This window comes from Cryobacterium sp. TMT1-66-1 (assembly GCF_004403435.1).
Classification (GTDB): domain Bacteria; phylum Actinomycetota; class Actinomycetes; order Actinomycetales; family Microbacteriaceae; genus Cryobacterium; species Cryobacterium flavum.
Genome location: NZ_SOGP01000009.1, coordinates 468,844 through 481,350 on the forward strand (window position 1 = coordinate 468,844; position 12,507 = coordinate 481,350).

The window sequence follows — 12,507 nt, forward strand, 5'->3', positions numbered from 1 at the left end:
TCCTCGATGTTTTGGGGGATAACTCAAGGATGACGGAAACTATATATAGTGTCCAAGACCTCTTTATGATGGAGTCAATAAGTAATTTCTATAGTTGGAGAATTGTGATGTTGCGCCACATTCGTTACCTGGCCGCGGTCGCGGAACACCAGAACTTCACTCGTGCGGCCGAGGCGCTCCACGTCTCCCAACCGACGCTGTCGCAACAGATCAAGCAACTGGAGAACTCGTTAAACGTTCAACTCTTGGATCGGTCCGGACGGACCGTGCGGCTGACAGACGCTGGCGCGACCTTCCTGCGCTATACCCAACGCGCGCTGCGGGAACTTGACGCCGGAACCCGGGCCATCCACGACGTGCAGGACCTGAGCCGTGGATCGCTCCGGTTGGCGATGACTCCCACGTTCACCGCGTACCTGATCGGTCCACTGGTCGAACGTTTCCGCACCCGCTATCCCGGCATCAACTTGAGCGTGCAGGAGATGACCCAGGACCGCATCGAGGTGGCGCTGGCCGAGGACACCCTCGATCTAGGCATCGCATTTGCCGAGGTGCGTTCGTCCGAGATCGAGGCCCAGGCGTTGTTCGTCGAAACCCTCGGCTTAGTTGTCGGCAACAACCACCCCCATGCCGGACAGCAGGCACCCATGACCCTGCGGGAGTTGGAACAGGAGCAGCTTGTGCTGCTTAGAAGCGATTTTGCGACTCGGCGCCACATCGACGGGTACTTCCGGGACCACGGGGTTGCCCCGCGCATCGCGATCGAAGTTGACTCCGTCAGCGCGATCATGGAAATCGTTCGCCGCGGCCAGCTCGCCACCATGCTGCCCGAAGGCATTGCCCGCGAACAGCACGGGCTCAACCCGGTTGCCGTACTGCCAGCCATTCCACACCGTACCGCAGCCCTGCTCAGACGAAAAGGCGCGTACATGAGCGCAGCCAGCCGGGCCTTCACCGAGCTGATATCGACGTGGAGCTAGCCGCCTGACCCTGCCGCGGCCAACGCAGCCACCCTCAAAAGACCTGTCCAACACCACCGATACGTCACAGAGAAAACCAACGAGGGCGCTGGGTGGCACGAAACATCATCGCGGGGATGTCCTGTCTCGGGACGTCCCTGAACTTTATGTCTCGGGACCTCCTTGACACTCATTTCTTAGGTCGTTTCTGGCGTTTCCGGGACACGTTGTGTTCGCGGCAGAATCGGGTCACAGCCCCTCGAGGGGCGTCGTTGGGCCAGAAAGCGATGATGAGGCGGAGGTCGGTGCGGGATGGGTTATGTGTCATTCCCTATCGTGCGGGTTCCGCGTCCCGCTGCCGAACCAAGCCCTCGAGACGGGGTGCAATAACGAAAGTCAGCGAGGTGCTGAGACAGAACTGTCAGATTGGCAACGAGACTTTACACGTGGGGTGTGACACCCCCTTGTTGGCCTTCAAAAACCACAGGCCGAACCCTTGGTAGCCGGAGCGAAGAAAGTCGCGGTCCTCCGCGTCCCAACTCCAGCATGACTAAGGTCCCGGTCGCGTCCTGGGCGAGGGTCTGGTCGATCTGCAGGCCGATTTCGGTACCCGGCACCATCTCCCCGGAGGCCAGGTGCGATGCGATGAGTTTCTGTGACACGTTGTATGCCACGGTAAGCGCCCTCCCTCGATAGCGGTGCCCACCGACATCCGTCGGTATGAATTGGCCTCCGGGGCATGCCACTGATCCGAGGTAGGCCACTCGTGGCACCGGGGCTAGCCTTCTCAGAGAGAATGGACATCCGCGATACCGGATAGATGGGCGACTCAAGCGGACTACACCGCTACCCGCTTGAGCGCATTTGAGTAGGCCGGGCGATCTTGATCATTCTGTCGACGGATGAGGTCCAGGACCGTGCGGCACTGTGCGCGCTCGCACGGCGCCTGGACCTCAGTTTTGAGCCGTTCGCTCGCAGCTAGTGCAGGACTCCGCAGGCAACCGGGTCAGTCGCCTCGGCAGGGAGGGTGGGGTCGAGCTCACTTGCACCCTCGGGAACGCTGAGGTTGTATGTTCCGTTGCCGTCGTAGTCGTTTCCGTGGATTACGACAACACCTTCACCGTCGCGGACGGCCTCGGCAATCTGCGCGGCGGTGCCGATCCCTTCGGCTCCCGGATAGCCTGTTCCCGCCACGTCCGTGAATCTGATGTTGGTCCGGAGGTAGTTATAGGAGCCATTTTTCGAGACAGGGAATCGGGAAACGTCCAGAAAACTGGCCGGCGTAGTGTCTCCACTGGTGTTCAAGGACACCACAACGGGGCCGTACGCCGGAACACCCTCAACGGTGTTCAGTCGTCCGTCACCGTTGCTGTCCAACGCGAGCGTGGGACACTCCTTCAAGGCCTGTTCGCCGTAGTGGATGTGCTGTGCGTGCGGAGCATCGGGCGTCAAACCCCTCGCGCGGATCCCGATCGCCCGGATCGTCTCGCCGCGAACGACCGCGACCGCCGTTCCAGACGCTCCTGAGCCGTTAAGCTCTGTGAGGTGGGCGGTCAGCACCACGTTGCCGCGCACCGATTTTGGGACATGCGCTGATGCCGGCGCAGCGCCCAGTGACATGGCGATGAGCGCAGCTGCACTCGCGCTCAGCACCAGTCTGATGTTCTTCTTCACGATTCACTCCTATGTGTCCTCGCCCATCGGGACGATCCCGACGGTAAATGCGACAGCGTTGATACGTAACCCTCAGCCGAATGCCTTGGCATTATTCGAACGTACGCACGCACGCATGCCTGCGGCGAAGAGTATCCGCAAATCGGGTTTCCGGACAGTGGTGATTGCTGACTCTGTACGCATGCTTGCGCATGCCCCTTGCCGCTCCTCGCCGCACGGGTCTTGCCCCACCCTGCTCCGTGTCGGCCCGCGGTATCTCTGTGTGACGTCGCTGTTTATCCAGATCTCGTCATCAGAGAACTCAGCGCTAACACAAAGCGCGCGATCGGCGGTGGGCGACCTCTCAGACGTTGCCGGCGTCGCGGCGCTGGGGAGCATGTGGTGCCACTGCAGGATCTGATGCAGCAGGCTCCCATCCACGAATTCACCCAATCCGATACCGAAGATGGTGCCGGGTAGACCGATCCCGCGGGGCTGTGCGCGCGTCCCCCCGATCGGGGTCGAGATGGTGACGAGCTTGGCGCTAACAATGGCCTTCCGATTCCACCCGTTCGTCATGGCTTCACGCTATATCCCGCGACGCCGGGGCCGAGTTCGAAGCTGTCAAGTCCTCGCGTTGGGCCCTTTTTGTTGCGTGAGTTTTAGCCGGTTGCACCGGTGTGTGAGGTACGTGCCGTTTCACGTGCGCGGACGATCTACTCAGCCAAGACTTATACCTCTAGGGGTATAGTGGAGATGCGGATCAGTAAACGAAAGGAAGTAACTCAGATGATGTGGGGTAACGGAAGTATGGGATGGTCCTGGGGGTTCGGCCTACTAGCTATTGCCGGTGTCGCCGTGCTTACTTATGTCATTGTTCGTTTTTTGTCGAACAAATCCGGAAGCGATGACACGCGATCTGCTCCGAGGCAAGCTAATTCGGCCGGTGCCAGGCAGATTCTTGAGGAGCGGTTCGCTCGGGGGGAGCTCACTGCGGAGCAGCTGCGTGATCAGCTGCGGGTGCTCGAGGAGGGCCGGTAGTGCCCGGTCTTAGTCGCCGTAGCGCCCTGATCCTCGGCGGGGTCGGGATTGCGTCGACGGCTGTGGGCGGAGCGGGTTTCTTTGTCAATCAACGGATCTCCTCGACGACGTCACCGGCTATACCGTCCGGGAGCGACCTCGTCGAGCCCCCGGAGCTACGAAGCGTCAGCGGTACTCTCACCGTTGATCTCGAGTCTTCCCCCCAACAGGTGACCATTGCTGGTCGTGATGTGCGTGCGCTGAGTTACAACGGTGGCGTGCCCGGCCCCACACTGCGCGTTCGAGCGGGAGACACCCTCAACGTCAGCCTTCGCAATGGGCTGGCTGATCCGAGCAACCTGCACGTGCACGGTCTCCATGTCTCGCCCGAGAACAACAGCGACAACATGTTCGTCACCGTCGCAGCTGGCGCCTCCTTTGATTATCAGTACGAATTGCCCGCCAATCACCCGCCGGGCGTGTACTGGTATCACCCGCACCACCATGGTTTCGTGGCCGATCAGGTATTCGGCGGGCTTTACGGCGCCATTATTGTCGAAGACCCCGACCCCATCCCGGCCAGCCGGGAACGTGTCCTCGTCATTTCCGACATCACCCTTGATTCCGCGGGAACAATTCCAGCGGCCACAGCGATGGAGAAAATGTCCGGACGCGAGGGAGACCTCGTCCTGGTCAACGGTCAGCTCACCCCCAGTATGACTTCCCGCCCTGGTGAGCGGGAACGATGGCGCATCGTAAATGCCTGCGTGTCCCGCTATCTGCGGCTGCGCCTCGACGGGCAGCAGCTGTCCCTCCTCGGAATTGACTCCGGACGGTTCGAAGCCGCGCACGACGTCGACGAGGTCGTGCTGGCCCCGGGGAACCGGGCCGACCTTCTCGTCACCGGCACGGCCGGCACCTCCGTGCTGCGTACGCACACCTATGACCGAGGTATGTCCGGCGGAATGATGATGGGAGGCGGAAGCTCCGCTGGAGCCGACGACGTCGCGCTGGCCTCCTTTATCGTGACCGGTGACGACGTCACGACAGTCGCCGCCATACCCGGCCAGCCCGTTATACGAGACCTTCGCACGGCTACCATAACCGCTCGACGCGAGTTGATCTTCGCGATGGGAATGGGCGGGGACACGGGCAGTGGCATGGGTGGAAACATGGATGGCGGAATGGGTGGAGGAGTGGGTGGGGGCATGATGTCAGCCACGATCAACGGCCAGGTATTCGATGCCACCCGGGTCGACACGACCGTGCAATTCGACAGTGTGGAGGATTGGTTGCTGACAAATACCAGCCCGCTCGATCACCCCATGCACCTGCACGTGTGGCCGATGCAGATTATCGAACAGTCAGGCCAGCCCGTCAAAACCATCATGTGGCAAGACGTCGTGAACATCCCGGCACGCAGCACCGTGCGAGTACGTATCGCGTTTGACGACTTCAGCGGACGTACCGTGTACCACTGCCACATTTTTGACCACGAAGACAGAGGAATGATGGGAGTTATCACCGCAAACTGACAGTAGCCGCAACCATCAATTCGAAAAAAATGGATTAGGAGAAATCAATGAACTACGCACACACCATCACCGTCTCGCTGCCCTACGAAGTAGCCGTCTCCAGGGTGCGGGAAGAACTAGCCAACCAAGGATTCGGCGTTCTTACCGAAATCGACGTCCACGCGACCTTCGAAACGAAACTCGGCGTGGAAAGTGCGCAGGCACTGGGCGACTACCTGATCTTGGGTGCCTGTAACCCCGCCCTCGCCGAACAGGCGCTCACTGCAGAGCCCGACATGGGCTTGCTGCTTCCGTGTAACGTCGTCATTCGACGAAGCCCGTCAGCGACTACCACCACGGTTCAAGCTATCAACCCACAAACCATGGTCCAGCTGAGCAATTCCCCGGGGATACAGAACGTTGCTGATCAAGCCGATCAGCGTCTTCTCGCCGCGCTAGCCGCTCTCCAAGGAGAAAGCAGCAGCAAGTAATACGCGGTCTAGCCCGCTGAAGCACGGCCAGAATTTTATGGCCGTGTCAGGCGCTAGCCGCGCTGATGGTCCGATTGGCGATCTGGCAGGCTTCACTAAAAGATGGGCCGGGTGCCGTTAGCGTCCGAGTAACCGGGACCAGAATGATCCGGTCGATTTTTCTTTGACATGCCCGGCGCATTGTTGGTTGCGTGGCACACCGCGCATGACCTGATCAATGTGCTGACCGCAGCCCGCCCACGTTGTCTTTTGGCACACTTTGCACGTTACGGCACGACACATAAGGATCTCCATTCAATTCGGTGAACTAATCATAAAATAATACACCAGGGGGTATTCTGGCCGGGTGGTGACAGGACGGGCCGACTGTGAGCCTGCTGCGAAGCGGTTTCGCGGGGGCGCGAGGTTTAGCGGGTGGCGATACTGGCGCGCACGTCGTCCATGTTGAGGTTCTCGACGCCGGCAATGAGCTCTTCCAGGCTGGCCGCGTTCAGGGCGCCTGCTTGGGAAAAGACGAGTACGGAGTCCCGAAACGCCATCAGCGTGGGGATGGAACGGATGCCCGCGGCTGCGGCCAGTCCCTGTTCCGCTTCGGTGTCGACTTTTCCAAAGGTGATTGCGGGGTGTTTTTCAGACGCCGCGCTGAATGTCGGGGCGAAACTGCGGCACGGGCCGCACCACTCGGCCCAAAAATCAACCAACACGATGGGACTCTGGGCAATGGTCGCGTCAAAGGTGGTCTCGGTGAGATTGATAGTAGCCATACACACAGACTATACCCGTAGGGGTATCTTGCATACCATGTGGGGTATGTGCGAGACTGGGGCGCATACCCACTACACGCCCCAACTCGTGTCGGCGTGGTGGGCCCCGACCTTTGGAGGCCACGATGATTTTGACCCAGTACTACCTCAACTGCCTGTCCCATGGCTCGTACCTCGTCGGTGATCCGACGAGCGGTCAAGCCGTCATCGTGGACCCCCGCCGCGACATCGACGAATACCTCGTCGACGCCCAGGCGAACAACCTGACCATCATCGGCGTGATCAACACGCATTTCCACGCCGACTTCGTCGCCGGTCACCTCGAGCTGGCCGCAGCCACTGGCGCCTGGATCGGCTACGGCACCCGCGCCGAGACCGAGTATGAGATCCGCCACCTCGCCAATGGCGAGAAAATCTCGCTCGGAGAGGTGGAATTGGAAATTCTCGACACCCCCGGACACACCTGGGAGTCCATCAGCATCGTTGTTCGTGAACACGCCGGCGACGCCGTTCCCCATGCTGTTCTCACCGGCGATACCCTCTTCATCGGTGACGTGGGCCGTCCCGACCTGGCCGCATCCGTCGGCGCCGATCCCGACCAACTGGCCCGCGCCCTGTACGCGTCGATCCACGCGACGCTTCTCGCCTTGCCCGATGCGGTGCGTGTTCTCCCCGCCCACGGCGCCGGTTCCGCCTGTGGCAAGAACCTCTCCGACGAGCTCGAATCCACCATCGGCACCCAGCGCCTCACCAACTCATCCGTGCAGCCGATGAGTGAAGACGACTTCGTGACAATGATCCGCAGCGGCCAGCCCGCAATCCCCGGCTATTTCGCCGTCGACGCGATGATCAACCGCAGCGCGCACGAAATCATCGGTTCCACCCGTGAACTGGCACCGCTCACCTTGACGGATGTTCGCAGATCCGTTGAAAACAAAGCCCGCGTTCTCGACACCCGCAGCCCCGAGAACTTCGCCCTCGGGCACCTGGCCGGGTCCATTAACGTGGGACTGGACGGACGCTTCTCCGAGACTGCCGGAATGGTCATCGAGCACGACGACAGCATCGTGATCATCGCCGACTCCGGCCGCGAAGCCGAGGCCGGAATGCGGCTGGCCCGCATCGGCTTCGACCGGGTCGCCGGATATCTGACAAACCCGGCGCAGGCGTTCACCGACCTCGGCCCGCTGGTGCAGGTCGGTGCACGGGTCGAGCTCGACGACTTCGAAGCTCTGCGCCGGGACACCGCCGCAACGATCCTCGACGTACGCAACCCCGGCGAGGTCGAGCAGGGCGCGATCCCGGGCTCGCTGCGCATTCCCTTGGCCGAGCTGAGCCAGCGCCACGCCGAAGTGCCCGCCGGACCCGTGCTCATCCACTGTGCCAGCGGCTGGCGTTCGAGCGTCGCCGCGAGTGCACTGCGGAATCTGGGCCATTCGGACGTCACCGACCTCATCGGCGGCTACAACGCATGGGCCGCCCAATACGCGGTGAAAGCCTGATAGAAAAGACGCCGCCGCCGAACACTTAACCAACGCTGGCTTCACGGCAGACACGATTGTCAGAGGCCTGCCCCAGGGGCAGGCCTCCGGGCTGCCCGGCATTGCTCCGCTCCCGCACCAAACTGAAACGGATCCACTATCTCTGACACCACGCACACCGTCAACCCCTCCCCGGCACCAATTGGGGCAGACGAATTCCATCAGTGGGTTCTCCATCATGACGACCTGATGATCATCGATGTGAGGGATGGCTCGGAATTTGAAACCCGGCATATCCGGGGTTCGTATCACGTGCCGCTCCACCTGCTCAAAGAACACACTGAAGAGTTTGCGGCGCAGATGGCCCCCCGGGTGGTGCTGGTGTGCCAGTCGGGTCGACGCGCGGAAGAAGCGCGAAAGAATCTTGACGCAGCCGGCCTGAACGGTGCTCGGGTATTGACCGGTGGTGTGGCGGGCTATGCCGCCGCCGGCGGCGATATCACCAGCGGTCGCTCCACGTGGGCCATGGATCGACAGGTACGCATGACGGCCGGATGCCTGGTGTTGGCGAGCGTGCTGGCGGGGAGGTTCATCCATCCGCAGTTCCGTCTTCTCGCCGGCGTCATCGGTGCCGGTCTCACGGTGTCGGCCGCCACCAACAGTTGCACGCTGGGGCGAATTCTGTCGTGGATGCGCTGGAACCGCCCGGTTTCCGAACCCACGAAGAGTGACATCCTCGCGCAGCTGGCGCCGCACGCATGATCGTGGCCGCGCTGCTTCTGGGAGTGATCGTGGGTGCGCTGCTCGGCCTGGTCGGCGGGGGCGGGTCAATCCTGGCCGTTCCGGCCTTGGTCTATGGTGTCGGGTTACCCCTCGAGGAGGCGATACCAACCTCGCTGATCGTCGTGGGAGCGGCGTCGGCGGTCGCCGTGCTTCCGCGGCTGCGCACCGGCGTGAACTGGCGTCTGGCCGGCATCATCGGCGCCGCCGGCATTCCCACCGCCTACCTCGGCACCCTCGTAAACCGACTGGTTGACCCTCAGCTTCTGCTCGGCGCTTTTAGCGTGATCATGGTCATCGCCGGCGTGCGAATGTTCTTTGCCACCCCCGCCGCAACCGGCCCCTGTGCGCTGCCAGGCGGCGGAACCCGGTGGCGCAGTTGTCTGCCCCGTGCGCTGGCAACGGGCGCCGTGGTCGGGTTCCTGACTGGGCTGCTCGGCGTCGGCGGCGGGTTCCTGATCGTTCCGGCACTGGCCCTCGTGCTCGGACTCCCCATGGGCGTCACGATCGGCACGTCCCTCGTGATCATCGTCATCAATTCGGTCGCCGGCTTTAGCGCCCACCTGAGCGACGTGCAGATCGACTGGGCCGTCACCGGCGCCTTCGCGGGCACCGCTATGCTGGCATCCCTAATCGCGGGCAGACTCAGCCGAAGACTCCCCGACCGCGTTCTCAAAACAAGCTTCGCGATCCTTGTGCTCTGCATCGCCGTGTACGTCGCGATTCGCGCCGTCGCCGGCTAGCTCTCGCGAATGGGGTCAGGCGAGGGACAGGAAAAGCTTTTCAAGCTCATTGACGCTGAGCTGCTTGGTTTCTCCATCCGCGCCGTTATCGATGAGGCACTCCTTCATCGCCGACGAGATGATCGTGAACCCTGCCCGGTCAATGGCACTCGAGACAGCAGCCAGCTGGGTGACCACGGCACGACAATCAGCGCCGGACTCAACGGCTGTGATGACGGCGCCGAGTTGCCCCTGCGCGCGCTTGAGCCGATTGAGGGTCTTGCGGAGGTCGTCGCTGGCGTGGGTCGCGGGTTCGGTGATCCCCATGAGGGTGTGCTCCTGTTCGTAGGCGGATGCGAGGCTGGTTTTGTCTAAGACCAGGATACCCCTTAGGGTATCAGTATATTCAAATATGACAGCAAGCGTTTCGCGATGAAAAGAAAATGAGGGCTATTCGAATGCGTGACCAGCGCACCAGCAGGGACGAATCATCACGGCGTGCCCCTTGGCGCGGCAAGCTGGCCGGGCTCGGCGGGGACCTGCGTCGCTGGCCCTCTCGCCGCTGGTGGGTTGCCCTGGCGACGGCATTGTTTACGGTGGTCTTCATTGCCATTCCGACGGACTTGATTGACACGCCATTCTTTTCGCGACAGATCCCGCCGACCGCCTGGTCGTGGCCGGTGCTCACCCTCAGCGCGGTCTTGACGGGCATGGTCACTGCCACCTATGTGGCGCACCCGGAAGGCGCCCCGCCCAGTAGGGCGGCCGGACGATTGGGCATGGCCGGTTGGCTGGTGACGTTCTTCGCGGTGGGATGCCCCGTCTGCAACAAACTGGTACTCCTCGCTCTCGGCACAACCGGAGCGATGCAATTCTTCGAGCCGGTCCAGCCGTATCTGGCCGCCGCGTCGATCGTCTTGCTCAGCTGGGCTCTCTATGCGCGCATGACTCGAGAAAATTCTTGCGGTCTTCCCGCTCGGACCACTGCCGCGACGGAAGTCCTTGATCGTGTTCTCTGACCTACAAACTTGGTCGACTCGACGCTGGATAATCACGGCCGCCGCAGCCGCAGCCGCGTTCATGGCTTTTGTAACGGGCTACGCGCCCCGGGCGGACGACGCAGACGGCGCCCTGTGGTGGACGGTCGCGGCCACCGCGCTCGGAGCGAGCTTGATCGGCTTGATCGTTGCCAGTTATGTCGAAACCCCCATCGGCGCCGACGTAACTCTCTGTGACACACGGTGGCCAGCTCTGGGTCTGATCGCGCTGTATCTGACCACCGAAGTCCGCTCCCTCGACCCGATAGTGAGCGGTGCTGCGCGCCCGGCCCTGGCCGCCGCCGCCCTCGCCCTATTGATCTGGGCCCTGCGCGAAAGACTGGTCAGCGAACGCCGAGCCACCACCCGCCGCGAATCGTCAGAGTCCACTGAGGGTGAGGTCTGCACTACCTGCATGCCCTTGTTCCCGCGCTCCCGGAAAGTCGGTCCCAAGCCGATCACACTGCCACCCACTCCACGCACCGGTCAGGATACCCAGCCATGAGGAAAGCACTCACCGGCATCACAATCGCCGTGGCGGCACTGCTCAGCATGGTCGCCTGCGCGAGCCCCGCGCCGGCGACCTCCATCGCTGTCACCTCCAGTACGGTCGTCGTCGATGTGCGCACCACACCAGAGTATGTCGGTGGACACCTTCAGGACGCCATCAATATTGACGTGCAATCCCCGGACTTCGACACGCTGATCGCGGCGCTGCCAATCGACGGGGACTACATCATCTACTGCGCCACCGGAAACCGGTCGGCTGCAGCAGTCACCCGCATGGCCGACCTCGGGTTCACCACGCTGACCGATGCTGGTGGCATCACGGACGCGTCTGCCGCCACCGGACTGGCCATCGTCGTCGACAAATAAGTTTCCTCTGTTCGCATTTAACTTAATACCCCACGGGGTATACTGAGGACTTCAGCTCGACCAACTAAGGAGTCACTATGTGCAGTCCCATGCGATGCAACAATTGCGGAAAAACCACTTGGACCGGATGCGGCATGCACGTCGATGAGGTTATGGCCGACGTCCCAACGAGTGAGCAGTGCACTTGCGCCACGCGCTCGAATTCCTAACCGCCCGCGGGTTCTAACCGAGGCGCTTCGTTCATGACGCGGCGGTACGCCTTGGCTTCACCAAGGTGGAGATTCCCTTCGCTGGCGTGGGCAACGATGCGGTCAGCAGCGAGGGCAATTGGTGGCGGGGCGGTGGTTGCTTGGAGCATGACTGGACTCTTTTCAATCAGAAAACCGGGAATGTTCCCAGGCTCGGACGGGGAGGCGGCTATAACTGTCTTTTTTACCCTAATGTGCGTACATTTAAGATGGTGCCGACACAACAGAACTTCACAAAAAATAGGCCGATCCGACGAGTCAAGGTGCGGCGACGCACGCTCCTGATGCTTTTAGGAGCGGCGGCAGTTCTCGCAGTCGTCATCGTCGGAGTGGTTGTGCAACAACCTGTCGAAGAATCCACTTCGGCCCCCACTGAACAATCCGGGGAAAAAAGCGGCGAGCAGACGCTCGATCTCGCCCGACGTGTCGATGGCGAGGTGACGGCACTCGGAGAGGTCGACGCGCCGGTCGTTTTGGTCGAATACGCCGATTTCCGGTGTCCGTTTTGTGGGGTTTTCGCGCGCGATACCCTCCCTGTCCTTGTCGAGGAGTATGTGGACAGCGGTCAAGTGCGCATCGAATGGCGGGATCTGCCGGTGTTCGGCGAGGAATCCACGGCTGCGGCTGTGGCTGCCCGCGCGGCCGGCGAGCAAGGTTTCTTCTGGGAGTTTGCGGAGGTCGTCTTTGCGGGTGCCCCAGAACGCGGACATGTGGCACTGCCCCCGGAACGTCTTTTGGAAATCGCGACGGAAATTGGTGTTCCCAACCTTGAGCAGTTCGTCTCCGACCTGGACAATGCTGAACTTTTGGAGAAAGTGAACATTGACGCGGCAGAGGCACGGTACCTCGGAATTACCAGCACGCCCATGTTCGTGGTGAACGAAACGCCGATTTCCGGCGCGATGCCGGTGCAGGTGTTTCGCGACACGATCGACAGCGAACTGGCGAAGGCCGGCCGCTAG

Annotated in this window: 14 protein-coding genes; 10 read left to right on the forward strand and 4 right to left on the reverse strand. The window is 61.7% G+C overall.

Annotated elements, in window-relative coordinates:
- Positions 1–107 precede the first annotated feature (107 nt).
- Complete coding sequence (gene cynR, locus E3T29_RS07995; RefSeq protein ID WP_206750606.1) at positions 108–980, forward strand: transcriptional regulator CynR; 873 nt, start codon at positions 108–110, stop codon at positions 978–980.
- A gap of 957 nt (positions 981–1,937) precedes the next feature.
- Here the strand turns inward: cynR and E3T29_RS08005 are convergent.
- Both E3T29_RS08005 and E3T29_RS20685 read right to left on the reverse strand, forming a co-directional pair.
- Positions 1,938–2,633 carry a hypothetical protein gene (locus E3T29_RS08005; protein ID WP_134344956.1) on the reverse strand — a complete coding sequence of 232 codons (696 nt, stop codon included), beginning with the start codon at positions 2,631–2,633 and terminating at the stop codon, positions 1,938–1,940.
- 72 nt (positions 2,634–2,705) lie between these two features.
- Positions 2,706–3,191 carry a DUF2243 domain-containing protein gene (locus E3T29_RS20685; protein ID WP_198417732.1) on the reverse strand — a complete coding sequence of 162 codons (486 nt, stop codon included), beginning with the start codon at positions 3,189–3,191 and terminating at the stop codon, positions 2,706–2,708.
- Positions 3,192–3,652: 461 nt separating this feature from the next.
- On the opposite strand from E3T29_RS20685, the gene E3T29_RS08020 reads away from it, so the two are divergent.
- Positions 3,653–5,167: a multicopper oxidase family protein gene (locus E3T29_RS08020; protein ID WP_134344958.1), complete on the forward strand. Its 1,515-nt coding sequence runs from the start codon at positions 3,653–3,655 to the stop codon at positions 5,165–5,167.
- A gap of 47 nt (positions 5,168–5,214) precedes the next feature.
- The gene (locus E3T29_RS08025; protein WP_104131199.1) at positions 5,215–5,637 is read left to right on the forward strand and encodes a DUF302 domain-containing protein; all 423 of its coding nucleotides are present in this window, start codon (positions 5,215–5,217) and stop codon (positions 5,635–5,637) included.
- 407 nt (positions 5,638–6,044) lie between these two features.
- Here the strand turns inward: E3T29_RS08025 and trxA are convergent, their stop codons facing one another.
- Positions 6,045–6,401 (reverse strand): thioredoxin, encoded by a 357-nt coding sequence (gene trxA, locus E3T29_RS08030; RefSeq protein WP_134344959.1) that lies wholly within the window; start codon positions 6,399–6,401, stop codon positions 6,045–6,047.
- 125 nt (positions 6,402–6,526) lie between these two features.
- Here trxA and E3T29_RS08035 point away from each other — a divergent pair, with 125 nt between their 5' ends.
- The 3 genes from E3T29_RS08035 (at position 6,527) to E3T29_RS08045 (ending at position 9,405) form a co-directional block, all read left to right on the forward strand.
- Positions 6,527–7,903 (forward strand): rhodanese-like domain-containing protein, encoded by a 1,377-nt coding sequence (locus E3T29_RS08035; RefSeq protein ID WP_134344960.1) that lies wholly within the window; start codon positions 6,527–6,529, stop codon positions 7,901–7,903.
- A 180-nt stretch (positions 7,904–8,083) separates the two neighbouring features.
- Positions 8,084–8,644, forward strand: a complete 561-nt coding sequence (locus E3T29_RS08040; RefSeq protein WP_255575141.1) for a rhodanese-like domain-containing protein — start codon at positions 8,084–8,086, stop codon at positions 8,642–8,644.
- Positions 8,641–9,405, forward strand: coding sequence for a sulfite exporter TauE/SafE family protein (locus E3T29_RS08045; RefSeq protein WP_092338706.1), 765 nt, complete (start codon positions 8,641–8,643; stop codon positions 9,403–9,405). The genes E3T29_RS08040 and E3T29_RS08045 overlap by 4 nt, the downstream gene beginning before the upstream one ends.
- A gap of 15 nt (positions 9,406–9,420) precedes the next feature.
- On the opposite strand, the gene E3T29_RS08050 is transcribed toward E3T29_RS08045, so the two are convergent.
- On the reverse strand, positions 9,421–9,711 hold the full coding sequence (locus tag E3T29_RS08050) for a metal-sensitive transcriptional regulator (protein WP_104088176.1): 291 nt from the start codon (positions 9,709–9,711) through the stop codon (positions 9,421–9,423).
- A 116-nt stretch (positions 9,712–9,827) separates the two neighbouring features.
- Between E3T29_RS08050 and E3T29_RS08055 the strand changes: the two genes are divergently transcribed.
- The 4 genes from E3T29_RS08055 (at position 9,828) to E3T29_RS08070 (ending at position 12,507) form a co-directional block, all read left to right on the forward strand.
- Entirely contained in the window at positions 9,828–10,403 is a 576-nt protein-coding gene (locus tag E3T29_RS08055) for a hypothetical protein (protein WP_241987701.1), read from the forward strand.
- 61 nt (positions 10,404–10,464) lie between these two features.
- Positions 10,465–10,926 (forward strand): hypothetical protein, encoded by a 462-nt coding sequence (locus E3T29_RS08060; RefSeq protein ID WP_134344962.1) that lies wholly within the window; start codon positions 10,465–10,467, stop codon positions 10,924–10,926.
- The gene (locus tag E3T29_RS08065; protein WP_134344963.1) at positions 10,923–11,297 is read left to right on the forward strand and encodes a rhodanese-like domain-containing protein; all 375 of its coding nucleotides are present in this window, start codon (positions 10,923–10,925) and stop codon (positions 11,295–11,297) included. Before E3T29_RS08060 ends, E3T29_RS08065 begins: the two co-directional genes overlap by 4 nt.
- 274 nt (positions 11,298–11,571) lie before the next feature.
- Entirely contained in the window at positions 11,572–12,507 is a 936-nt protein-coding gene (locus E3T29_RS08070) for a DsbA family protein (RefSeq protein ID WP_241987702.1), read from the forward strand.